The sequence below is a fragment of the Acetobacter aceti NBRC 14818 genome, assembly GCF_000193495.2.
Taxonomy (GTDB): Bacteria; Pseudomonadota; Alphaproteobacteria; order Acetobacterales; family Acetobacteraceae; genus Acetobacter; species Acetobacter aceti.
Window position 1 is genome coordinate 2097020 of record NZ_AP023410.1, and the last position, 23811, is coordinate 2120830.

A 23811-nucleotide genomic window follows, 5' to 3' on the forward strand; every position below is an offset into this window, starting at 1 on the left:
TTCTCCCGGCTCACCGAGCCTTCACTTCGAATTGATATCGCAACAAATATCATAAGGAAAATCATGCGGTCCGATTGCATTATCGGATATATAAGTTTTCCTTAGAACGAGAACTTCATTGAAACAAAAACGTTCTTTCAAAGATTCTCAGGGCACCAGCCGAGCTGATGTCCTGAATCATGTCAACCCGCGCTGACCTTGCGTTGGGGTTCGGCCACAGGCGCGAGAAAAGCCTCAAGAGAATCGTCAAGAGCCTTCATCCATACCGTATGGTGCGGGGGCGCCATTGTGCCAGTCAGGACGGACGGATAGCTGCGGTCTCTGAAGGTCATGATACCGTCAACCTTGTCGTGCTTCCATTCCTTGAATATCTCCGCCACCTTATCGAGATCAAACGGCGGATAGTCAGTATATTTCATCAGATCGCGTACATAATCCGTCTGAAAATCGATTTCCTGATAGGCGTCTTCAAGCGCCTCTTCACGCTTGCGCCACACATGCGTATCCGCCGTCATGTCCGCCGCCGTGGGCAATGCAATGCGTCCCATAATCACATCACGGGCAAACCAGGCCTGGGCATCAAACATGTTGAATGTGTAGTACTGATCCTGCATCCCGAGATAAAGCAGCTTCGGGTTATCAATCCAGCAGACACCCTTGTACAGATCCAGCGGATACAGACGGTTATTTGTTTTCAGACGCAGGATATCAGGCAGGAAGGGAAAATGATGCTTGTAGCCGGTGCACAGAATGATGGCATCGACCTTGCGGGTTTTTCCATCACTAAAATGCGCTATGTTTCCTTCCATTTTCTCAAGAAGAGGATGCTCCGAAAAATCCTCCGGCCAGTTGAAGCCCAGAGGGCGGGAGCGATAGGAGAAGATGATCGACTTCGCTCCGTATTTGTAACACTGGGAAGCGATATCTTCCGCAGAATACGAACTGCCGATCAGAAGAATGTCCTTGCCTGCAAATTCATTCGCATCCCGGAAATCATGGGCATGCAGAATACGGCCGGGAAACAGATCGAAGCCCGGAAAGCTCGGGACATTGGGGGTGGAGAAGTGACCGGAAGCACAGAGGACGTAATCAAAATATTCCGAATAAACGTGGCCGTTCGCAAGATCCTCGACTGTCACGATGAAGTGTTCCGCATCTGCGTCCCACTCCACATCCCTTACCGGCGTGCTGTAACGCATGTCGCCCTGCAGATCATCACGCTTCATACGACCCAGAATGTAATCCAGAAGCACTGCACGAGGCGGATAGGACGGAATTGGACGGCCAAAATGCTCCTCAAAGGAATAATCAGAGAATTCAAGTCCTTCCTTCGGACCGTTTGACCATAGAAAGCGATACATGCTGCCATGCACGGGCTCTCCATATTCATCGAGTCCAGTACGCCAGGTATAATTCCAGATACCGCCCGCTGATGACTGCTTCTCGAAACAGACGATGTCAGGAACATCATGTCCTTGCCTGCGCGCGGTGCTGAACGCTCTCAACGCTGCAAGTCCGCTTGGACCTGCTCCAATGACTGCTACCCGCTTTTTTGTCATGGTCGTGGATGCTCCCTAATGGACGATCAGGTTTGCAAACTTGTTTCTGGTTATATTTCAGGATCTGACCCGTGTTTTTTTCGGGTCATAAGCCGGAAAAGATGTAACCTTCACCGGTATTCTCTTTTGAAACCCGTCAAGTTTTCCAATTTCCAGTTCCTTTCCGATTTCCGCCACCGATACATCGACACGTGCGAGCGCAATGTTTTTTCCCAGAACGGGAGAGCTGCATGCGCTTGTCACGACACCGACCCTGGCCCGGCCTGAATAGACAGGATCTCCATGATCAAGCCTGTCGTTCATGTGACTTTCCAATCCGACCAAAGACTGCCGCGGATTTTCACGTCTCCGAATCAGAGCCTCACGACCGACATAATCCTCGACCTTGGCTGCAGGCACGGCAAAACCAATGCCTGCCTCGAATGGATCCGTCTCCGGACAGAACTCGTAATTGGCAAAAGCCAGTCCGGCTTCAATGCGCAGCCAGTCGAGAGCCTCCAGCCCGAGAGGCACCATCCCTTTTGGTTTTCCAGCTTTCCAGATCGCATCCCACACGGCAGAAGCTTGCCGAGGGTGACACCAGATTTCATAACCAAGCTCTCCCGTGTAGCCGGTTCGTGAAACCACAACAGGAATGCCTTCCGGCCCACCGATGCGTCCGATGGTGAACCGGAACCATTTCAGGGATTCGATGTCCGGCTGTGTTGGACAGGTCCAGACCAGTGGAGCCAGAATCTTCCGACTTTCCGGCCCTTGCACAGAAAGATTATGCAGCTGGTCCGTAGATGCACGAATACGGACATGCAGTCCTCGCTCATCAGCCAGCTTGCGGAGCCATTCACCGCAATAATCATCGCCACAGACAAGCCGGAACGCCTGCGACGCCAGACGGAACACGGTTGCATCATCCAGCATGCCTCCATGCGGATAACACAACGCCGTATAGACCACCTGCCCTACGGCCAGCTTACGGATATCGCGTGTCACCGCTGTCTGGAGCAGCAGTTCGGCATCCGGACCTGTGATTTCGAACTTACGCAGAGCCGACAGATCCATTACGCAGGCTTTTGTCCGGCAGGCCCAGTATTCGGAAACCGGACCGTAGCCTTCAAAATAGGATGGCAGCCAGAAGCCTTTATATTCGACAAATTTCGCGCCGAGCGCTTCAAGGCGATCGTGGAAACCACTTTGGCGTGTCATGACAGGTGGAGATTCGGGTGTCATGCGATGCGTCACCCCCTTCGGAAAACGGTTGCTCCGGTCGTAAATGCGGATGTGAATGTCGGTGGGCGTCCAGCCATTTGCGGACGTCACATCATCAGCGCACGATGAAGAGGCACAGACGAGATCCCTTTCCGCCCTGAGCAGCACATAGTCGCCGGGCCGGGACCACGGCTCCTCGCCCACGATCGTACCGCATTCGAGAACCTGCGTGTTGAAGAAGAAGTTGATGGCGGGCCACCCACTACGCGGACCAATTCCGTCCACTTCAAGCACCCTGTTGAAGTTTTCAGTGCAGTTGGCATGGCCGGGATAGCCACCATCATCATAATATTTAGCCGTGCAGGCCAGAAGGAATGCATCGTGGCGGCCCACCGTATCCTGCACGATCTCAATCATCGGCTGCATGTGTTCATTCAGAAACTTCGCATGCAGTCCCGGTGTCGGCATGGCGTTTCCCTGTACGGTCCGGGTGGCTGTCGCATCCAGCCCGCACTCCCTGCCCTCTTCCAGAGCCAGTGCATCGAACGCGAGAAAATCGGAACATTGCCGACCATCGACATCGATGATCTGGATGTAGTCACCCTTCCGGACACGGTAACTCACAGCCGAGGCCGCTGGCACGTGGATCTCCTGCAGGACGGGTCCGAGTGAAGCAGGCAGTCGTGACGTGGCAGGGGCCGTATAAATCACTACATCCACACGCCCGGGAGCATCGGAACTTTCAGGCAGCATATCTTCCGCAGGAACATCGACCACAATGTCTCCATCCCGCAGCACCGTGAAACTGACAATCTCTCCGGGCGCTGCTTCAGCGCCCAGCACGACAAAGGAAACTTCGTCTCCATCCAGAAACGCGGACAGTGCCTCGCTGGAAAAGGCAGGCGCGGTTTCTGCTCCCGAAGAGCATTCCAGTATACCCCGTTGAGCAAACACGACAGCTGCCTGCCCCCCATCGACGCCCAGAACTTCGAGACGCTCACCCGCGGTTACCGGAAACTTCCGGGCGCTGTCTCCACCGTTGATCCGATGGGAAGATCTTTTCGGAGCCTTCACAAGAAACGCAGTCATGATCGTCGCCCTCGATACGTTTCTGATCTGAAACAAAAGCAAGCATGCGTCGGGGTTCATAACAATAGTGCCACTTGGCACCATTCACGCTAAACGGCAGAAGTATCCCTCTCTCATGTGAACGCAACCGCCACACTCCATTTTTTCGTTCTGCTGAAAAGAGCTTTTTAATAGAACAAACAAAGATCTTATTCAGGCGAACGACCGAATCCGTTTCGTTAAAAAAACATGCATCACGACTTTCGTGTTTTTTCAATTTTTCCTTACATCATTGCTTTACAAGAGAAAAACACTTCATCACCCTTCGTGACCAGAAGAATTATCTAAGCCCGCATATAAATATATCTTATATATAAGAAATACCTGTTGCTGATTCTGGCTTGTGGTTACTAGGATTTGCCCAATATCGTTATGGAAATGAAATGATGATCAGAAATCTGCTTTACATCTCACTCCTTGGCGGTCTTTGCCTCATGGGCCGCTCCGCCATCGCTGCGCCAGAATCCCACGATCCGATCAAAATCACACTCAACGACTGGACGGGTGAACTGATAACTGCGCACATCATGGGCGATATTCTGAAAAAAGCTGGATACAACATTGACTATGTACCAGCCGATTACCTCGCCCAGTTCAGCGGCATGGAAAATGGTGACCTCACTGTCGCCCCCGAAGTCTGGGCTACGACAGCGCAGGAAGCTCTTCAGGCCGCGGTAAAAACCGGCAAAGTGGAAGATCTGGGTTCCTCCGGAATGCAGGCCCGTGAAGAGTGGTGGTTTCCGGAATACATGAAGGAAAAATGCCCGGGCCTGCCCAACTGGGAAGCCCTCAAAAAGTGTGGCGAGGTTTTCAGCACCCCAGAAACCGATCCCAAGGGGCGCTATCTCGGTGGTCCTTCGACCTGGGGCGGCCATGACGAGGAACGCATTGAGGCGCTCGATCTCCCGTTTGAGGTCGTACATGCGGGTACGGACGCCGCGCTCTTCGCCGAGCTTAAAAGCGCCTATGAACGCAAGGCCCCCATCATTCTGTGGATCTACACACCGCATTGGGTGCCCATCAAATACAAAGGGGAGTTTGTCGAATTCCCCCGTTACGAGCCGGGCTGTTACGAAGACCCCAGCTGGGGAATCAACAAGGACGCCAAGTACGACTGTGGCAAGCCTTATGGTCCCATCTGGAAAGCTGTCTGGTCAGGCATGAAGGACAAGTGGCCGGGTGCCTACGCCATTATCAAGAATTACAAATTCGATAACAAAACCATGGGTGAACTTGATGCCCGCGTGGACCTCAACGGCGAGAAAGTCGAGGACGTGGCTCAGGACTGGGTAAACAAGCACGAAGACGTGTGGAAAGCCTGGCTCAGCAAGTAACGCCTTTCCTCCGGCAGTACCACCGGGACTGCCGGAGGCATCCCTTTTCCGCAGAAGAGAGACCTGATGCAGCATCCCGTACTGGCTTGCCGGAAAGTCAGCCGCCTCTATGGCGCACGTGCATCCGAATTCGTTACAGATGGCCATCTGACCACCGACAATGTGCAGACGCTTCAGGAAGCCGGAATTACACCAGCGATCTTCAATGTCGATCTCGACATTGAACGAGGCAAGACCTTTGTCATCATGGGCCTGTCCGGGTCGGGGAAATCAACCCTCTTACGCTGCCTGGCCGGTCTCACGCCTCCTTCAGCCGGACAGATTCTCTTTGAAAGCAAGAATCTTTTCGAATTTTCTGAAGCTGATCTGATCCAGATCCATCGTCACCAGATGGGGATGGTCTTTCAGCATTTCGCGCTGTTGCCGCATCTTACGGTGCTCGGCAACGTCGCTTTTCCGCTGGAAATTCAGGGACGACCGCGCGCGGAACGTGAGGAAATCGCACAGCGGATGATCCGCTTGGTCGGGCTTGAAGGCCGTGAGCACCGTTTTCCCGCCCAGCTGTCAGGCGGCCAGCAGCAACGTGTCGGCATCGCCCGCTCTCTCGCCGGCGATCCAGACGTGTGGTTCCTTGATGAACCTTTCTCCGCCCTCGATCCGCTGATCCGCCGCGAAATGCAGGCCGAAGTCATGCGTCTTCAGGGCATGCTGAAAAAAACCATTGTCTTCATCACGCATGATTTCGAAGAAGCTGTACGCGTTGCGGATCGTATCGCCATCATGAAAGACGGACAGGTCGAACAGATCGGCACAGCGGAGGAACTGCTTGTCAGCCCCGCCACAGATTACGTGCGGGCCTTCACGCGGGATGCGCCACGCGCCCATATTCTCACTGCCAGATCCATTATGACAACGCCTCCTTCCGCTGGCCCCTTTGGCGGCGAGGTCAACGCGACAGATCGGGTCATCTCCTTTGCACGCGAGCTTGATGCCTCATCCCTTCCGCTGGCTGTCATTGAAAACAATGAAGTCATTGGCGCCATCGACCGGGCCATGCTGCTCGACATCCTCATCGGCCCCGAGGCACAGGCTGTCGGCGCATGAAGAAAGCGTCTGCTCTCCCTGTCGGTGTCGTTTTCGGCAAACCGGTCAATCTGCGCCACCTGCCGTGGCTGATCATCGTCATTCTGAGCTTCATTCTGGCCGAACTGCCGCGCACCATGTTTCCACGCTGGGTGCAGAAATATCCACCCGGATGGCGTCTGCCGCTGGCGGACTGGATTTCCGGCTTCATGCACTGGCTGACAGTGGATGCGCATCTGGGACCACTGACCGTGTCCGGCTTCACCCGCGCACTCTCGTTTCTCCTTGATCTGCCGCTGCAACTGGCCTCCATGGTGCTGGCGACCGGTGTCCTGAAAGGTCAGGGGTCTGAGGCCGTAATGCTGTTTCCCCCCGTGCCGTGGTTCGCCCTGATCATAGCGGTCGCAGCCCTGTCATGGATGCTGCGCGGATGGCGTCTCGCCGTCGGCATGACGATCGGTTTTCTCTATCTCGCAGTCTTCGGGCAATGGACCAGCGCCATGGTCACACTCGCCTCCGTGCTGGTGGCGGCCCTGCTGAGCGCTGCGGGCGGTCTCGCACTCGGGCTTCTGTGCGTCCGTTCGGCCACCTTTGGTCGCATTCTTTCTCCATTGCTCGACGTGGCGCAAACGATGCCCGTCTTCGCTTATCTCCTGCCGATGCTGATCCTCTTCGGTTTCGGTCCCGTCTCCGCCATGATCGCCACCGTGATCTACGCCATCCCGCCGATGGTCCGTGTCACGGTGGTCGCCATTCAGGGCGTGCCTGACGAGTTACGTTCACTTGGCAGCATGACAGGCTGCACCCGTCGCCAGATGACATGGCGTATCCTGCTGCCAACAGCGCTTCCCGGACTGATGGTGGGTGTCAATCAGGTGATCATGCTTTCACTGAACGTCGTGATCATTGCCTCAATGATTGGTGCCGGTGGTCTGGGCTGGGACGTTCTTGGTGCTCTCCGTCGCCTCGATATCGGTGGCGGGCTGGAAGCCGGGCTGGCGATCACGGTTCTGGCCGTCATGCTTGACCGCTTCGCGCAGGCGCTCGTGCCGGACGCACGCCGCAGCGGTCCGAACGGTTCATGGTCTCCTCGACTGGTTGCGGGAGCCCTTGCACTGGCGGGACTGCTGTGGATCGCTGCCGCCATCTGGCCAGCCATCGCCCATTATCCTGACAGCGCACGCCTCTCGACCGGCCCGTTCTGGAATGATCTGGTCTCCTGGATCAATATCCACTTTCACGATCCGCTCGATGTGATCAAGACCTTCATGCTGTTGCACGTCCTCATGCCGGTGAAGCGCTTCATGCTCGCCCTACCCTGGCCATGGGTTGTGGCGGTCGTAACACTGGCCGGACTATGGATGGGGGGCATTCGTCTCGCCCTGACCGTGGGTCTCATGTGCGGTTTCATGGCTGTCGTGGGACTGTGGCAACCGGCGATGATCACACTCTATCTCTGCGGTGTATCGGTCATGATCGCCATGCTGCTCGGGGTGCCGCTGGGAGTCCTTGCCACACAGCGTCCCTGGCTGATGAAAAGCGTGGAGGTGTTCATCGACACGCTCCAGACACTCCCCGCCTTCGTCTATCTCATCCCCATTGTCATGCTGTTTCGTGTCGGCGATTTTACAGCGATGATCGGTATCGTGCTCTACGCCATCGCTCCCGCCATCCGCTACACGGCGCACGGGATCAGTCAGGTGCCGGCTTCCCTTATCGAAGCCGGGATCATGACCGGCTGCACACGCGGGCAGATTCTCCGACGCATCCGCCTGCCCTATGCCCTTCCCGACATGCTTCTGGGCCTGAACCAGACGATCCTTCTGGCGCTTTCGATGCTGGTCATCACAGCGCTTGTCGGCACACGCGATCTCGGACAGGTCACTTACGCCGCCCTTTCCAAGGCGGATGTTGGACAGGGAGTTGTGGCAGGCCTGTGCGTGGCGTTTATCGGCATGATTTCCGACCGTTTCATCAGACAGTCGATCCGACAGCCCGGCTCATAAGACCTTCTGAAAAAATGATCTTTACACCTGCTTTTTCCGCCCCCCGTTACAGGAAGACGAAAAGGCGGAAGAATATTGAATATATTATAATCATCATGAATATCACGATGAATTTTCATTGCAGAACAATAATGATGATTCTATTGTTTCCGCCACTGACAGGTGCAGGGGCCAGAGCATGACCTTGGCCGGAGACACAGTCCTTCTCGCAGGCTTCGATTTCGGTTCGACAACCAGTCGGGCGATGGCCGCGCACGCGCGTCTCTCCCTGAATTGCGTCACCGGTCGCATGGAATTTACCCAACCTGAACTCTGCTACCGTTCGGAAGCCTGTTTCACTCCTTTTCGGGACGATCAACAACTCGACATCGAAGCAATCGGCGCATTGCTCGACAGCTGGCTGGATGCCATCACGCCTGATCGTGACAGCATCTTTTCCGGCGGCGCGATCGTTACAGGACTCGCTGCACGACAGGACAACGCCACCGCCCTGACAGAAGCCGTGGAATCCCGCATTGGCGCAGCCGTTGTCGCCACGGCGCGCGACCCCATGCTGGAATCCTGGCTCGCCTTCATGGGTGGATGCGCCGAACTGTCGCGGCACCACACCAATACCGGCGTGCTCAATCTCGATATCGGCGGCGGCACAACCAATGCAGCGCTTGGCATGAACGGACAGGTTATGGCGGCGGGCTGTCACTCTATCGGCGCCCGCCACTTCCAGTTCGGCGGCGACGGCACCACACTCATCTCACTCTCGCCCTTTGGAAAAGCCCTGTGCGATCACCTCGGTTTATCGCTGGTGCCGGGCGATACTGTTTCCGGGCAGGATATCGAGCGTATCACGCACTGGTATGTCCGGGCGCTGGAAGACATCGCCCAGGGATCACGCGCCAGTTTCAGCAGCGCCTGCGGAGCGCTCCACGAAGACTGTCCGTTCACCCCGTCCCTACCCTCTTCCACCCTGCTGACCTTTTCCGGCGGCGTCGGCGAAATGATTTACGCCACCCTGAACGGACAGGATCTGCCGCCACGCGCCCTTTATGGCGATCTCGGGGTCGATCTGGCGCGGGAGATCATGGCGTCTCCCCTTCTTTCCCGCGATCTGCATCAGGCCGTTCCGGCCAATCAGGGACGGGCCACCGTTTACGGCCTGACCATGCACAGCACCGACATCTCAGGCGCGACGGTCTTTCACTCCGATAAGATTGGCCTGCCACTACGGGATCTCCCGATCCTCGGCACGTTCGACATGCAGACCCCTGTCAGTCGGCTGAACAACCTTCTCACTATCGCCCGCAGACATCCTGCCGGCGTGTGCCTGCGACTGGCCAGCGACACGCCCCCGGATCTCGCAACCATCCGCGCGACAGGAGAGCACATAGCGACCGCGCTGGAAGAAGCCCGCCTGCCGCCCGAACTCCCGCTGATCATCCTGACCGATCACAATATCGGCCACACGCTGGGCAGTTATATCACCCGCTGGGGCACGCTGCCCGTCAACCTGATGGTCCTTGATGAAGTGCCGGTCCGTGACGCCCGTTTCGTACGCATCGGGCTGCCGCACAACATCGTCTTTCCCGTTTCTTTCTACGGCATGAGCTGACCGAACCGATAATGGAGAATGCTCCCATGGCTCATCTGACTTCTCTCGCGGACATTGTGGTGCCAGCACCCCTTCCCGATGAGGACTACGCAATCAGTCTCATGGATCGCGCCTTCACCTTTCATGGACTGAAAGCGCTTCTGGGCGCGGCTGACGTCTCCAAGGCCGGTGATCGCATGGCCGCCCTGACTGCGGCGGATGAAATGACCCGGGAGGCCGCCCGCGCCATCCTCTCCGATCTGACGCTGCAACACATCTATGACCACCCACTCACCACCGCCGATGGACGCATAGATTCCATCATGCGGGTGAATTATGACATTGATCGGGAGGCGTTCGAAACCATCGCCTCGCTGACAGTCGGCGAGCTGAAGGATCTGCTGCTCCGGGCTCCTGCCGCCGAAGTGCGCCGTCTGGGGCGAGGTCTTACCGGAGTGATGGCGGCGGCTCTCGCCAAGCTGATGGATGTGCACGAACTGATTCTCGTGGCGCGCAAGGCCAAGCGTTCGGCGCGGGCCCGCACTCTGGTCGGTGCGCAGGGCACCCTGTCCTCACGGCTTCAGCCCAATCATCCGACCGACGATCTCTCCTGCGTGTCCGCGCTTGTCTACACGGGCCTCTCCATGGGATCGGGTGACGCGCTGCTGGGCATCAATCCCTCCATCGACACCGTCGAGAACGTGACGGCGCTGCTGACCCATCTCGACCGCCTCCGTCGTGAGACCGGAGCGCCGACCCAGATCTGCGTTCTGGCACACATGAAAACCCAGATGGCCAGTCTGCAGGACGGCGCGCCTGTGGAAATCCTGTTCCAGAGTCTGGCAGGCACCGAACGTACCCTGACGGACGAGTTCGATGTAACCGTCGATCTTCTCGATGAGGCCTATCATCTGATGGCCACACAGGGACCGCTTCGTGAAACGGCAAGCCAGTTCATGTATTTCGAAACGGGACAGGGCAGTGAACTGACCTACGCCAAGCATGAAGGCATGGACATGACCACCTGCGAGGCGCTGTGTTACGGCCTCGCCCGCCGGTATGACCCTTTCATGGTCAACAATGTGACCGGCTTCATCGGCCCGGAGACCCATCTCGATAATGTCGAGATGATCCTTTCAAATTTACAGGATCACTTCATGGGCAAACTGATGGGGCTGCCAATGGGTATGGCTCCCTGTTACACCATGCATTCCGACATCACGATCGAAGGCCATCAGATCGCCACCGAACTGTTGGCGGCTGCCGGAGCGAACTACTTCATGGACGTGTTTCTGACAGTCGATCGCATGCTCGCCTATTTCGACACATCCGGTCACGATGACCAGACGCTTCGTGAAATTCACAATGCGCGACCAGCGGCGGAATATCTCGCATGGGCGAAAACGCGCGGCATCTTCACGGAGACGGAAGACGGCACAATCGAGCGTGGACCGAACTGGGGCAATCCCCGTATCTTCTGCGGCTCGAAGCCCGAATTTGACCGTCTCTTGGAGCGAATCCCCGCTGCTTACGGCTTTGAGTCCGCCGGCCCACGACCTGCCAATCATGTCTCCCGCGAGATTCGCGCCAATCTCGCCATAGGGCGGCAGGCCATCGCCGCCGAACTTGACGAGGCGCGCCTGCCTGATCTGACATTCCGGCGACTGAAAACCCGCGCATCCGACAAACAGACCCATCTCGGCAATCCCGATATCGGCGCTTACCTCGATGAAGAATGCATCGCCAGCCTCGCTCCGGAAGGCATGGACGTGCAGGTTGTCGTCTCCGACGGGCTGAGCGCCGAGGCCATTCATCACAACATTCCCGATCTTCTGCCCATATTGCTGGATGGTCTGCGTGCGCACGGTCTGTCTGTCGGACAACCCATTCTTCTGCCTTTCGGCCGGGTCAAGGTCGCGGAAGCCGTTGGTGAACTGCTCCAGCCAAAACTCGTCATCAGCCTGATTGGAGAGCGACCGGGTGGAGACGCCCGGGCCTCCCGCAGCATGTCGGCCTATTTCGCCTACCGGCTTGCCGATGAAGAGTCGCTTGCGAAAGCGCGCGCCTATAGCGGCAACAGTGAGATGGGCTATGAATATTCCGTCATCTCGAACATCTATGATGGTGGTCTTCCGCCTCTGGAGGCCGGAAGTGTAATCGCCGAAAAGGCTGTGCGGATCCTGAAGGCTTGCGCCGCTGGCAATCGTCTGGAAACAATGAAGGCTTCGGCACCACGCGAACCCATCCTGTCTGAAGCGTGATCGATCCTCTGATGGCCGATAAAAGGAGGAGGCGTTATGGAAACACCCTTGGAAAACACTCGAGAATGTGTAGCGCTTCCTGAAAGATGGCTGGCCGCCACTGGTGATGTCGCAGCCCGGATCGGACAACCGGACTTCCATACACAGATGCTCGGCCTGTTGGCTTCGCTTATTCCCAATCAGGCCGCATGGATCATCGCCTATGCGCCAGGCGTCCTGCCGAACGTCCTTCACACCAATGATGTCGCATCCAGCGCGACGACCGATTATAATTCCACTTTCCGGTGCTTTGACCCTTTCTGGCATCTGTGGCGCCGCCAGACACAGGCCTCGGCCGTCACTCTTTCCACCCTTGATTCATCCATAAAGCCTGATGAATACACCAGAATCTTTCAGAAAAAACATGAGTTTTCCGATGAACTCGGACTTCTTCTTCCGGTACAGAACAATGCCTGTGTGATGCTTTTTCTCCAGAAAGGAGAAAATCTTTTCACAAGTGACGAGCTGCACCTCGCCCACCTTGTCCAGCCGCTTTTCAACGGCCTCCACCGCGCTCATGTCGCGCAGACTCTTCGCCACTTCAGCACCAGCGACATTCGTGAAGACAGCAGTTCGACATGTGGTTCACTGGTGCTCGACCGGCACGGTAACCGTCTGTACGGCAATGCCGCCTGGCAGGAAGCCGAGAAACAGCACGGTCCTATCCTGCTCCACGCCATTTACAAACTTCTGGGCACGGTCGGTCAAACCTGTCACATGGAGCCGGAACGATTTATCCTACGCCTTGTGACGCTTCCTGAAGACTGCATGCTTGCGCCGGGAGGCCAACTGCTGGTTTTCAGTCCAGTTCACTCCTCCGCGTCATCCGATAATCTGCCTCACAAGACTCTGAATCTAACCCCGCGCGAGCGTGAACTTCTGCACCTGATCCTACAGGGTCGTTGCACAGGAGAAATCGCGCAGCATCTGGGAATCAGCAAGGGCACCGTCAAAAACCACCGACTCCGCCTTTACCGCAAGGCCGGCGTGACTTCCGAGCGGGCTCTTATCAATCTTTCCCGTTCCCTAAACAGCTGAAGGAAGAGACTGGATCAAAAACCGTTTTATCCAGCAGTATTTTTCCTGGCTTTACAAAATTATAAAAAATATCCCGCCATTGCAGACAGATACCTCAAAAACATATGACATTTTCTGAAATCAATTCACTCATTAAATTCTCCACTGCATGACAGTGTCTTTTGACCGAGTTGATTTCACTCAACCATAATCACTCCCGTCACGAACTGTCTTGCCGCCTGAAGCGTGTTTTGCAAAAGACAGGCAATGGTCATCGGACCAACACCGCCTGGTACTGGCGTAATCGCCGCCGCACGCGGGCTCACTTCATCGAACGCCACATCACCCACCAGCCGTGATCCTGAGACCGTATCCACGCGGTTGATGCCGACATCAATGACAATGGCGCCTTCCTTCACCCAGTCTCCCCGCACAAGCCCCGCGTGACCAGCAGCCACGACAATGATGTCCGCCCGACGCGTTTCCGCGGCGACATCACGCGTTTTCAGATGCGTGACCGTCACGGTGCAACCAGCCTGCTGAAGCAGACGCGCCATGGGACGTCCCACAATGTTCGAACAACCAATGACCACGGCATGTAAACCAGCCAGGTTCGGTACGACGGAACGCAGCAGCATCATGCATCCCATGGGCGTGCATGGAATAAACCCGTCCTGTCGACCGACCGCCAGACGGCCTGCATTGACGATATGAAACCCGTCAACATCCTTCTCAGGATTTATCGCATCCAGAATAGCGTCCCGATCGATCTGCTCAGGAAGCGGAAGCTGCACAAGAAGACCATGTACCGACTGATCGGCGTTCAGTCCTGCAATCAGATCAAGCAGTTCATCCTGTGTCGTGCTTTTTGGTAGATGATGCGACACCGAGCGCATCCCGGCTTCTTCCGTCGCCCGCACCTTGTTGCGAACATACACGGCGCTGGCAGGATCTTCTCCCACCATCACCACTGCCAGTGTGGGCAGCACGCCATGCCGCGCATGTAATCCCTGCGCCTGATCACGAATGTCGTGACGCAATCTGCGAGCGAAGGCCTTGCCATCAATCAACTTGGCATCTGACACCATAACAGGGCTTTCTCCGTATCCGTCAGGAATTGAACACGATGGTTTTATTTCCATTGAGGATCGTCCGCATCTCAATGTGATAGCGCACGGCCCGTGACAGAACCCGACGCTCGATATCACGCCCCTTGCGGATCAGATCTTCCGGGCTGTCAGCGTGCGAGATGCGCTCCACATCCTGCTCAATGATCGGACCTTCATCAAGATCGCTGGTCACGTAATGCGCTGTGGCGCCAATCAGTTTTACGCCCCGGTTCCATGCCTGATGATAGGGCCGCGCGCCCTTGAAGCCCGGCAGGAACGAGTGATGGATGTTGATGCAGCGTCCCGAGAAGGCGGCTGCCATGTCATTGGACAGTATCTGCATATAGCGCGCCAGCACGACGAGTTCCGTCTGACTCTCCTGAACGAGCGAGAAAATACGCGCTTCCTGTTCGGTCTTTGTGTCTTTCGTGATCGGCAGATAATGGAAGGGAATGCCGTAGAAATCGACATCCCGGTAGGTCTCTTCAGGGTGGTTGGCGATGATCCCGACAGGATCGATCTGAAGCTCACCAATGCGCCAGCGATACAGAAGGTCCACAAGGCAGTGATCGAATTTCGACACAAGGATCATGACCTTGGGACGATAGGACTGACAGTTGAGCCGATATTTCATCTGAAACTGGCTCGTCAGCGTCTCGACAATCCCGCGAAGATCGGCCTCCGTGCGGCCACCTTTCACGATATCGAACATGATCCGCATGAAGAAGCTGCCGCTGCCGGTATCATCGAACTGCTGCGCTTCGGTGATATTCGCCCCAGCTTCGAACAGGGTCTGGCTCAGGGCGGCCACGATGCCCGGACGGTTCGGGCAGCTCAACGTCAGGATATAGCCTTTGGCGTCAGGAGAGAGCGTTGTCATACACAGGAATCCGTTTCTGAAGAAGAAAAACCGTTCAGGGCGACAGAGAAATCATGGAACAGGCTTGCAGCGAGGCTCCGGAAGACGAGGAAAAGGTAAGTTGGCTCATCATCTGTCTGCCACATGATGACCGGAATATGCCCGGCCAGCGTGGAGGCGACATGGTCCTTGCCGAACACTCTCGGGTGCAGATCAACCGGCACAAGCCGTGACGCTACGTTCCGGCTGTCCGGACCGGACAGTTTCAGGATGGCGCGACTGTCGCTTTGCGATGTCAGCGCACAGGCATCGCCACAGACTTCACCAAGGTGGGACAGCAAGCCCGTGTCCTCCATCGCGACGGCCAGCCACTGACTGGGCCCGTTCCAGAGAAAGGTGCATCGACCATCCGCCGCAAGCACTGCACGAGGATGTTCAGGAAGAATGACTCCGAACACCTCGTGAATTCTGTTGACGAGTTCATCCCGCCTCGCGCCCGAAAAAGCGCCCAGGCTGACAATCTCGGCGAACGGGGACTGCTCGAGCGTCATGCCGCCCACTTGTAAGGAGCCGTATTTTACAGGCGGAACAGGAAACAATTGATCAGCCATGGAGACGCTCTCCTTTGGGATCGACAAACACCGGATCGACGACGCGGGCTGCAATAACCGTGCCTGCCAGCAGATTATGAACCGACACGATCTCGCCCTTACGGGCAGCACCATTGCTCAGAAAACCCAGACCAATCCACGATCCGACACAGGGTGACCATGCGACCGAAGACAGCCATCCCTGATCCGAGGCCGCCGTGGCGGGTGCTCCCTGTGGCAGGAAATGCGAGCCTGCGACCAGCATGTCCTCAGGGTTGACCGGCTGAACGCCGACCAGTGTGGGACGGGCGGGGTCCGTCAGCGCGGGCCGCTGCGCCATCCGGCTGCCGATAAAATCTTTCTTCGTGGACAGCAGACGTCCCATGCCGAGATCATGCGCCGTGGTCTGACCGTTCAGCTCCGCACCAGCGGGATGTCCTTTCTCGATACGGAGCACGCCAAGCGCTTCCGTGCCATAAGGCGCAATCCCGAACGGCTCACCCGCCTTCATAAGCAGTCTCGCCAGCGCATCGCCATAGCGGGCAGGCACGGCCAGTTCGTAAGCCAGTTCACCCGAGAAGGAGAGGCGAAACAGGCGGGCGGTCACGCCACCGCAGACCGTCAGTTCCGCCGCAGCCATGTAGGGGAAGGCTTCGTTGGAAAGATCGAACGGCGCATCGACAATCTTTTCCAGAACGGCACGCGACTTTGGCCCGGCCACGGCAATCTGCGCCCATTCATCCGTCACCGAGATGAACTGCACATCAAGCTCCGGCCACAACCACTGATGACAGAACTCCAGATGAGCCATGACTGCGCCCGCATTCGCGGTCGTGGTCGTCATCACATAGTGGTTTTCACCCAGACGGGCCGTGGTGCCGTCATCATAGGCGAATCCGTCCTCACGCAGCATCAGCCCATAGCGGACACGTCCGACAGCGAGTTTCAGCCACGCATTGACGTAGATACGATTGAGAAACTCCGCAGCATCCGGTCCCTGAATGTCGATTTTACCCAGCGTGGTGACGTCGCAGAAACCAACGGCCTCACGCACCGTACGCACTTCACGGCTGACCGTTTCCAGCCAGTCCTTTTCACCGGAACGCGGGAACCACTGCGCACGCAGCCACAGACCATTCGCGGTGAACACCGCCCCCTGCTCTTCCGCCCACTGATGCGTCGGCGGCAGACGGGTTGGCTTGAAATGCGTTCCCCGATGTGGACCGGCCAATGCCCCGACGGCGACAGGCTGAACCGGTGGTCGGATCAGGGTCGTTCCCGTCTGCGGAATGGTGCGTTCCGTAATTTCAGCAAGGAGCGCCAGAGCGTTGATATTGGACGTCTTGCCCTGATCCGTCGCCATGCCAAGAGTCGTGTAACGCTTGAGATGCTCGACCGAGACAAACCCTTCCCGTGCCGCCAGCGCGACATCCTTGGCGGTGACATCGTTCTGAAAATCGACGAACGCCTTGGCCTTTTTCGAGGATGACACTCCCTTGAGCGCGTGGAACAGCGCCCGGATGGCGTAGCGTGTCGGCTCGGCCTTCGGCAGCACCGGCAACGTCGCTTCAAAGTCACAGGCTACAGCGGCCCGCTGTCCGGCGACGGCACCGTTATGAAGCGCTTCCGCCATGTCGAACACACCGGCGGCTGCCCCTGCGGCAACCATACCTGGCGGGAAAGTGGAGGGCAGAAACGCACACAGATCGTCATGCCAGACAGGCCGATTTCCCTGATGCGTGGCCAGCGCCACATTCGGCGACCAGCCCCCCGACATGGCGACGAGATCGCACGCAATGGATCGGGTCTTGCCGGACGCATCCCGCACAAGGACGGCCTTTACACCGGAATGTCCGTAACAGTCGGCTATGGCACCACCGGGGAAGAAAGCCGCGCCACATCGGCTGGCCACCTGAGCACCCTCGCCCACGCCCGCAGGACGGGAATCCACAATGGCAGCAATGGCCACGCCTGCCCGGCGGAGATCCAGCGCCGTACGCAGGCCATCATCATTGCAGGTATAGACAACAGCTTTCCGTCCCGGCGTTACGCCGAAGCGGTTGAGATAGGTGCGCACGGCCCCCGCCAGCATGACGCCAGGCCGATCATTGTTCGGGAAAACCACGGGACGTTCGATCGCGCCCGTTGCCATCACGCATTCACGGGCAACGATCCGCCATAGTCGCTGACGCGGCTGTCCTTCTTTCGGGAACGCCACATGATCCGCCACCCGCTCCAACGCGCCATAGGTGCCGCCGTCGTAGGTGCCAAAAACGCATGTTCGCGTCATCACCAGGACTTCCGGTATACCGGCAAGTTCCTGACGAACCTGCTCCGCCCACTGCCAACCGGCCTTACCATCAAGTGTCGCGCTTTCATCTCGCAGACGCCCTCCCAGCAACGCATCCTGCTCACACAGGATCACGCGTGCGCCGGAACGACCCGCAGCCAGCGCCGCCGCAAGTCCGGCGGGACCGGAGCCAACCACAAGCACATCGCAAAATGCCGTGGCTTTTTCATAAAGATCTGGATCAGCCTCGTCTGCAGCCCGCCCCAGTCCGGCCGCCCGGCGGATCATGGGCTCGTACAGTTTTTCCCAGAAGGACGCCGGCCACATGAAGGTCTTGTAGTAGAACCCGGCTCCGAGCACGGATGAGAACAGGCCATTCATACCCAGAGCGTCGAAGGAAAGGCTGGGCCAGCGATTCTGGCTGGAGGCATTCAGACCGTCGAACAGTTCGACGACCGTAGCGCGGCTGTTAGGTTCCCGTCTTACCCCGTCACGAAGTTCGACAAGAGCGTTCGGCTCTTCCGGCCCTGCCGACAGCAGGCCGCGTGGACGGTGATATTTGAAGGAACGACCGAAAAGACGCACCCCATGCGCCAACAGCGCGGAGGCGAGCGTATCGCCGGGATGGCCGGTGTAGGTTTTGCCGTCAAAAGAAAAATGCAGGGTTCGACCGGTATCGACACCGTTGCCGTTTCTGACGCGAAAGGTCTGTACGGGAGCAGCACTCATGCGATCTCTCCCTGACTTGTGTCAGTCTGGCGCTCTGCCAAAGCCACATCACGCGCATTGCGGACATCGAAAATCTCATGGGTGCGCGTATCACGTGTCACCACAAGCCAGGAACGACACCCAGCACCGTGATACCATAACTCCTGATGACGCCCGCAGGGATTGTCACGCAGATAGACATAGTCCACCCAGGCCTGTTCGCTGGCGTCGGCAGCCGGTCGTCGAACAGACGCGTCACCCTTGTAGGTGAATTCTTCAAGGCCACGGGAGCCACAGAAAGGACAGGTCAGACGCATAGGAACCTCAATGCAGGTTGGGCTGCGCGCCCATGCCTTTTTCATCAATCACGGCACCGCGTGCAAAGCGATCCAGACGATATGCCGTTGCGACAGGATGCGGTTCATCCCGCGCCAGAAGGTGAGCGAAGCAGAGCCCAGAGGCGGGCGTGGCCTTGAAGCCGCCGTAACACCATCCAGCATTCAGATAGAGGCCATCAACCGGCGTATGATCAATGATCGGGCTTCCGTCCATCGACATATCCATGAGTCCGCCCCAGTGACGCAGCAGCCTGACGCGACCGATCCGGGGCATCAGAGCCATGCCGCCTTCGCAGACATCCTCGATCACGGGAAGATTGCCGCGCTGGGCGTAGGAGTTGTAGCCGTCAATATCGCCACCAAAGACTAGACCGCCCTTGTCAGACTGGCTGATATAGAAATGCCCGGCGCCAAACGTGACGACACAGTCGATGAAAGGCTTGAGGCCCTCACTGACAAACGCCTGCAACACGTGACTCTCGATCGGCAGCCTCAGTCCCGCCATCGCAGCGACACGCGAAGAATTTCCTGCGCAGGCCAGACCGATCTTTCCTGCGGTAATAAAGCCTTTTGTCGTCTCGATGCCGACAGCCCTGCCCTGCTCGATGCGAAGTCCCGTCATCTCGCAGTTTTCAATGATGTCCACGCCAAGACGATCCGCTGCCCGCGCGTAACCCCATGCCACAGCGTCATGACGCACCGTGCCGCCACGAGGCTGAAGCAGGCCACCCTTGATAGGAAACCGCGCATCGTTGAAGTTCAGGAAAGGAACTTTTTCACGCACGCCTTCCGCATCCAGCAACACGGCGTCCGCGCCATGCAGAATCATGGAATTGCCGCGACGGATATAGGCCGCCCTCTGTGCGTCGTTATGGAAAAGATTCAGCACGCCGCGCTGACTGACCATGGCGTTGTAATTGATGTCCTGCTCCAGACCTTCCCAGAGCTTCATTGAACATTCGTAGAAAGGCTCGTTGCCGTGCAGCAGATAATTGGAACGCACGATTGTGGTGTTGCGACCGACGTTGCCGCCGCCGATCCAGCCTTTCTCCACGACAGCAATCCGTTTACCGTCATAGCGTTTTGCAAGGTAATACGCCGTCGCCAGCCCGTGACCGCCACCGCCGACAATGATGAAATCATACGGACCAGACGGTTCAGCCTTGCGCCATGCGGGCTTCCAGCCTGTGTTCCCACGGCACGCTTCCCACAACAGGGAGAACAGGGAGTAACGGTTGGTCTGCATGATCGTTCCACGCTCTGTGCTTCATATCGTTTAGAAAACGATATGGCTTGTGACAGAATAATTTTTTCTTATAATAGGTCATGGCTCTCAGAGATCTGCCTTTCGATCTTTCCTCGCTGAACGTTTTCCTCGCTGTCTGTGAAAATGGCAGCATGGCAGCGGCCGCCCGGGCATTGTCCGTGACACAGCCAGCCATTTCCCAAACCATTTCAGAACTGGAAACCCGTCTCGGCACCAGACTGTTCGATCGCAATGTGCGCCCGCTCGCCCTGACCGCCACAGGGGCAGTCCTACGTCAGAATGCAACCGGACTTCTTGCCGAAATGCGCCATATCGCGGTTGGCATTCAGGAAATGAAGCATGGTCGCGTCCCTCAGTTGAGGCTTGGCGTGGTGGATTCACTCTCACGGGCCATTTTACCCCATCTTTCGGAATTCATGTATGAACGGGTCGGTCGTCTCGTTGTGCATGCAGGGCTGACCGAATCTCACGGTACGTCTCTTCTCACACGCCAGATCGATCTCGTGATCGGAGTCGATGAAATGGAAGATGTCGCTGGTCTGGAGCGCTGGCCGCTGATCGAGGAGCCCTATCTCCTGCTGTGTCCGGACAATGTGGCCCCACCAAAAACAACGGACGACATGCGTGCGCTCCTGCTCAATCATCCCTTCATCCGTTTTTCACAGCGGTCACGGACCGGTTTGGAAGTGGAGCGCTATCTGCGTCGGCTACGGATAGATGTGCCCTTTCAGCAGGAATACGATCTTCCTTATGGGGTTTTTTCTGCGTGTCGGGCCGGAGGCGTCGCCATCACCACCCCTCTCTGCCTTTATGAAGTCGGCTTCCGCGCCAGTTCCGGCATGGTCTGCCACCCCTTGCCGGTCGGATCTTTCCACCGCCATCTGACGCTTGTCGGACGACGTCGCGAGTTCGGACGCCTTCCGCTTGATCTGATGCTCTATTTACGGGAGCGCCTGCACACGGGAATGATGAGGGATCTTGTTGCTCTCTTCCCTGAATTCAGCGATCAGATACGGATTCTATCCTGAGATCGATAGATCCATGTCGCTGGAGAACAGAGTTTAATGGCAACGCCTCGCCGGACCTCTCAACGGAAGACAGCAGTCACCCAGACCGATGACCTTGCCACAGGGTCTTCCGCCACCCCGGCGCGCGAACTTACGCTTGAGGAATCACTGGGGGCGCAGATCAGGGAAAAACGGCGTAAGGCGGATCTGACAGGCACCGAACTGGCCAATGCGGCAGGCATTTCTCTCGGGATGCTCTCCAAGATCGAGAACGGCCAGATATCTCCATCCCTCGCCACGCTCCAGTCTGTTTCCCATGCCCTGAACATCTCGCTGAGCCAGTTGTTCGCCACGGCGGAGGAACAGCGCGACTGTTCTTTTGTGCGATCCGGCCAAGGCGTGACAATCGAACGACGCGGCACGAAGGCGGGTCATCAGTACAATCTGCTGGGACACCTGCTCAGCGGCCCGGTTGTGGTGGAGCCGTATCTTATCAGCCTGCATGAAGGCGCTGAGCCCTACGTCAGTTTTCGTCACGATGGAATCGAGGTGATCTACATACTGACCGGCCGCCTGATCTATCGACATGGCGACCAGACCTACGAAATGGGTCCGGGCGATACGCTGATGTTCGACAGTCAGGCTCCCCATGGTCCTGAGAAATTTCTCACCGGATCAATAAGCTATCTTTCAATTATTACTTATTCACGACATACCGACTGACATAGGCACACTTTCCTTAGAAGAAAACTTTATTCTTTTAAGTTGACAGTTTCGTACCCGTTCTGTTTAGGATCGCCATCATCAAACACTCTTCGGAGGTTTTCACGATGTGTGGCATCGTCGGTCTATTCATTAAAAATCCGGCTCTTCAGCCCGAACTGGGACGCCTGACGTCCCTCATGCTCAAGACCATGACAGAACGCGGACCGGACAGCGCCGGTTTTGCCGTCTATGGTTCGTCGGCCTCAGGTCAGCGCAAGATGACTGTCCGTGGCATTTCAGCGGACAATATCGGCGACTTCGAAGCCGGTTTTCTCAAAGCTGCTGGAGGCAGCGCCAATGTCGCCAAGCATCAGGATCACGTCGTCCTGACCTATGCTTCCGATCTGGAGCCCGCCATCCGCGCCTTCGTCAACGGATTTGGGCATGGCGTGCATTTTGCTTCAAGCGGTGAAAGCATCGAACTCTACAAAGGCGTCGGCCTTCCGGAAGAGGTGGCGGCCCGCTTCGATCTTGAAAAAATGCAGGGCACGCACGCCATCGGTCATACCCGCATGGCGACGGAATCCGCTGTCACCATCGCGGGAGCGCATCCCTTCTCCACCGGACCGGACCAGTGCCTTGTGCATAATGGCTCGCTCTCCAACCACAATACGCTTCGTCGTCGCCTCGTCAATGAAGGTCTGACCTTCGAGACGGAAAACGACTCTGAGGTTGCCGCAGGCTATCTCTCATGGCGTCTCTCGCAGGGCGACAAGCTCGATCAGGCTCTTGAATCCTCCCTGAAAGAGCTTGACGGTTTCTACACCTTCGTTGTTGGAACCCGTGAAGGTTTTGCGGTCCTGCGTGATCCTGTCGCCTGCAAGCCGGCCGTCATGGCCGAAACGGACGATTACGTGGCTTTTGCCTCGGAATATCGCGCCTTCGCTGATCTGCCCGGCATTGAGAACGCCAAGGTCTTCGAGCCTGAGCCCCAGCGCGTTTATCATTGGGAGCATGCAGCATGAGCGGTGCTCGCAATACCCAAGTCTTTGATCTCAATACATCGACCCTGCGCGAACTCAACAGCACCCTCCAACAGGAAGGTGCCGAAGGCGCATGGGAAATTCATAACCCCGCAGGCCGCCATTCATTGGCGGTCGGACTGACGAATCCCGTTTCCGTCACCATCGACGGCCATGCTGGTTACTACGCAGCTGGCATGAATCAGCGTGCGAACGTCGTGATCAATGGCAACGCCGGACAGGGTGTCGCCGAAAACATGATGAGCGGCAGCGTGCATGTCAAAGGCAACGCCAGCTCCAGCGCAGGCGCCACCGCACATGGTGGTCTTCTGGTGATCGACGGAGACGCCGGTGCGCGCTGTGGCATTTCCATGAAAGGCGCTGACATCATCGTGCGCGGTTCCGTGGGCCACATGAGCGCCTTCATGGCCCAGAGCGGAAATCTGGTCGTGTGCGGCGACGCTGGTGAAGCACTCGGCGACTCTCTGTATGAAACCCGGATCTTTGTCAGAGGAACAGTGAAAGGTCTTGGTGCAGACTGCGAGGAAAAGGAAATGACTCCCGAAGACCTCCAAATCCTCACCGGCCTGCTTTCAAAAGGTGGCATCACCGACATCAAGGCAGATGAATTCCGCCATTATGGTTCGGCTCGCAAACTGTACCATTTCCGCGTTGATAACGCATCCGCATACTGAGGCAGC

At 57.1% G+C, this 23811-nt stretch carries 18 protein-coding genes; 10 read left to right on the forward strand and 8 right to left on the reverse strand.

Annotated features, from left to right (window positions below; genetic code table 11):
* Positions 1-182 precede the first annotated feature (182 nt).
* Both EMQ_RS09555 and EMQ_RS09560 read right to left on the reverse strand, forming a co-directional pair.
* Positions 183-1559: an NAD(P)-binding domain-containing protein gene (locus EMQ_RS09555; protein WP_010667171.1), complete on the reverse strand. Its 1377-nt coding sequence runs from the start codon at positions 1557-1559 to the stop codon at positions 183-185.
* A 57-nt stretch (positions 1560-1616) separates the two neighbouring features.
* Entirely contained in the window at positions 1617-3851 is a 2235-nt protein-coding gene (locus EMQ_RS09560) for a DUF1989 domain-containing protein (protein ID WP_010667172.1), read from the reverse strand.
* A 422-nt stretch (positions 3852-4273) separates the two neighbouring features.
* Between EMQ_RS09560 and EMQ_RS09565 the strand changes: the two genes are divergently transcribed.
* From EMQ_RS09565 to EMQ_RS17065, 6 genes are all read left to right on the forward strand, one after another.
* Positions 4274-5224 (forward strand): ABC transporter substrate-binding protein, encoded by a 951-nt coding sequence (locus tag EMQ_RS09565; protein ID WP_018308093.1) that lies wholly within the window; start codon positions 4274-4276, stop codon positions 5222-5224.
* A gap of 66 nt (positions 5225-5290) precedes the next feature.
* On the forward strand, positions 5291-6328 hold the full coding sequence (locus EMQ_RS09570; RefSeq protein ID WP_010668831.1) for a quaternary amine ABC transporter ATP-binding protein: 1038 nt from the start codon (positions 5291-5293) through the stop codon (positions 6326-6328).
* Positions 6325-8313: an ABC transporter permease gene (locus tag EMQ_RS09575; protein ID WP_010668830.1), complete on the forward strand. Its 1989-nt coding sequence runs from the start codon at positions 6325-6327 to the stop codon at positions 8311-8313. The genes EMQ_RS09570 and EMQ_RS09575 overlap by 4 nt, the downstream gene beginning before the upstream one ends.
* Before the next feature lie 178 nt (positions 8314-8491).
* On the forward strand, positions 8492-9919 hold the full coding sequence (locus EMQ_RS09580; protein ID WP_010668829.1) for an ethanolamine ammonia-lyase reactivating factor EutA: 1428 nt from the start codon (positions 8492-8494) through the stop codon (positions 9917-9919).
* Positions 9920-9945: 26 nt separating this feature from the next.
* Entirely contained in the window at positions 9946-12159 is a 2214-nt protein-coding gene (gene eutB, locus EMQ_RS09585) for an ethanolamine ammonia-lyase subunit EutB (protein ID WP_132012104.1), read from the forward strand.
* Between the two features lie 48 nt (positions 12160-12207).
* Positions 12208-13236, forward strand: coding sequence for a helix-turn-helix transcriptional regulator (locus EMQ_RS17065; RefSeq protein WP_196800547.1), 1029 nt, complete (start codon positions 12208-12210; stop codon positions 13234-13236).
* A gap of 176 nt (positions 13237-13412) precedes the next feature.
* Here EMQ_RS17065 and folD read toward each other — a convergent pair whose 3' ends face one another.
* Genes folD through EMQ_RS09620 form a run of 6 tightly spaced genes read right to left on the reverse strand, consistent with a single transcriptional unit; the run spans position 13413 to position 20355 of the window.
* On the reverse strand, positions 13413-14303 hold the full coding sequence (folD, locus tag EMQ_RS09595; protein ID WP_018308090.1) for a bifunctional methylenetetrahydrofolate dehydrogenase/methenyltetrahydrofolate cyclohydrolase FolD: 891 nt from the start codon (positions 14301-14303) through the stop codon (positions 13413-13415).
* Positions 14304-14325: 22 nt separating this feature from the next.
* Positions 14326-15204, reverse strand: coding sequence for a formyltetrahydrofolate deformylase (gene purU / locus EMQ_RS09600; RefSeq protein WP_018308089.1), 879 nt, complete (start codon positions 15202-15204; stop codon positions 14326-14328).
* Complete coding sequence (locus tag EMQ_RS09605; RefSeq protein WP_010667958.1) at positions 15201-15794, reverse strand: sarcosine oxidase subunit gamma; 594 nt, start codon at positions 15792-15794, stop codon at positions 15201-15203. The genes purU and EMQ_RS09605 overlap by 4 nt, the downstream gene beginning before the upstream one ends.
* Positions 15787-18792, reverse strand: a complete 3006-nt coding sequence (locus tag EMQ_RS09610) for a sarcosine oxidase subunit alpha family protein (protein ID WP_018308088.1) — start codon at positions 18790-18792, stop codon at positions 15787-15789. The genes EMQ_RS09605 and EMQ_RS09610 overlap by 8 nt, the downstream gene beginning before the upstream one ends.
* A complete protein-coding gene (locus EMQ_RS09615; RefSeq protein ID WP_010667641.1) occupies positions 18789-19088 on the reverse strand; it encodes a sarcosine oxidase subunit delta in 300 nt (99 codons plus the stop codon). The genes EMQ_RS09610 and EMQ_RS09615 overlap by 4 nt, the downstream gene beginning before the upstream one ends.
* A gap of 7 nt (positions 19089-19095) precedes the next feature.
* Complete coding sequence (locus EMQ_RS09620) at positions 19096-20355, reverse strand: sarcosine oxidase subunit beta family protein (protein ID WP_010667640.1); 1260 nt, start codon at positions 20353-20355, stop codon at positions 19096-19098.
* An 80-nt stretch (positions 20356-20435) separates the two neighbouring features.
* Here EMQ_RS09620 and EMQ_RS09625 point away from each other — a divergent pair, with 80 nt between their 5' ends.
* From EMQ_RS09625 to EMQ_RS09640, 4 genes are all read left to right on the forward strand, one after another.
* Positions 20436-21404: a LysR family transcriptional regulator gene (locus EMQ_RS09625; RefSeq protein ID WP_010667639.1), complete on the forward strand. Its 969-nt coding sequence runs from the start codon at positions 20436-20438 to the stop codon at positions 21402-21404.
* A gap of 36 nt (positions 21405-21440) precedes the next feature.
* Positions 21441-22106, forward strand: coding sequence for a helix-turn-helix domain-containing protein (locus EMQ_RS09630; protein WP_010667638.1), 666 nt, complete (start codon positions 21441-21443; stop codon positions 22104-22106).
* Positions 22107-22213: 107 nt separating this feature from the next.
* The gene (locus EMQ_RS09635; RefSeq protein ID WP_010667637.1) at positions 22214-23113 is read left to right on the forward strand and encodes a class II glutamine amidotransferase; all 900 of its coding nucleotides are present in this window, start codon (positions 22214-22216) and stop codon (positions 23111-23113) included.
* Positions 23110-23805 carry a GltB/FmdC/FwdC-like GXGXG domain-containing protein gene (locus EMQ_RS09640; protein ID WP_010667636.1) on the forward strand — a complete coding sequence of 232 codons (696 nt, stop codon included), beginning with the start codon at positions 23110-23112 and terminating at the stop codon, positions 23803-23805. Before EMQ_RS09635 ends, EMQ_RS09640 begins: the two co-directional genes overlap by 4 nt.
* The last annotated feature ends 6 nt before the right edge of the window (positions 23806-23811 follow it).

Coding starts and splice junctions, on each gene's coding strand:
- EMQ_RS09605 (WP_010667958.1), bottom strand. CDS start 15,794: ATGGCTGATCAATTGTTTCCTGTTCCGCCTGTAAAATACGGCTCCTTA.
- EMQ_RS09570 (WP_010668831.1), top strand. CDS start 5,291: ATGCAGCATCCCGTACTGGCTTGCCGGAAAGTCAGCCGCCTCTATGGC.
- EMQ_RS09640 (WP_010667636.1), top strand. CDS start 23,110: ATGAGCGGTGCTCGCAATACCCAAGTCTTTGATCTCAATACATCGACC.
- EMQ_RS09555 (WP_010667171.1), bottom strand. CDS start 1,559: ATGACAAAAAAGCGGGTAGCAGTCATTGGAGCAGGTCCAAGCGGACTT.
- folD (WP_018308090.1), bottom strand. CDS start 14,303: ATGGTGTCAGATGCCAAGTTGATTGATGGCAAGGCCTTCGCTCGCAGA.
- eutB (WP_132012104.1), top strand. CDS start 9,946: ATGGCTCATCTGACTTCTCTCGCGGACATTGTGGTGCCAGCACCCCTT.
- EMQ_RS09560 (WP_010667172.1), bottom strand. CDS start 3,851: ATGACTGCGTTTCTTGTGAAGGCTCCGAAAAGATCTTCCCATCGGATC.
- EMQ_RS09580 (WP_010668829.1), top strand. CDS start 8,492: ATGACCTTGGCCGGAGACACAGTCCTTCTCGCAGGCTTCGATTTCGGT.
- EMQ_RS09625 (WP_010667639.1), top strand. CDS start 20,436: ATGGCTCTCAGAGATCTGCCTTTCGATCTTTCCTCGCTGAACGTTTTC.
- EMQ_RS09615 (WP_010667641.1), bottom strand. CDS start 19,088: ATGCGTCTGACCTGTCCTTTCTGTGGCTCCCGTGGCCTTGAAGAATTC.
- EMQ_RS09635 (WP_010667637.1), top strand. CDS start 22,214: ATGTGTGGCATCGTCGGTCTATTCATTAAAAATCCGGCTCTTCAGCCC.
- EMQ_RS09620 (WP_010667640.1), bottom strand. CDS start 20,355: ATGCAGACCAACCGTTACTCCCTGTTCTCCCTGTTGTGGGAAGCGTGC.
- EMQ_RS09630 (WP_010667638.1), top strand. CDS start 21,441: ATGGCAACGCCTCGCCGGACCTCTCAACGGAAGACAGCAGTCACCCAG.
- purU (WP_018308089.1), bottom strand. CDS start 15,204: ATGACAACGCTCTCTCCTGACGCCAAAGGCTATATCCTGACGTTGAGC.
- EMQ_RS09610 (WP_018308088.1), bottom strand. CDS start 18,792: ATGAGTGCTGCTCCCGTACAGACCTTTCGCGTCAGAAACGGCAACGGT.
- EMQ_RS09575 (WP_010668830.1), top strand. CDS start 6,325: ATGAAGAAAGCGTCTGCTCTCCCTGTCGGTGTCGTTTTCGGCAAACCG.
- EMQ_RS09565 (WP_018308093.1), top strand. CDS start 4,274: ATGATGATCAGAAATCTGCTTTACATCTCACTCCTTGGCGGTCTTTGC.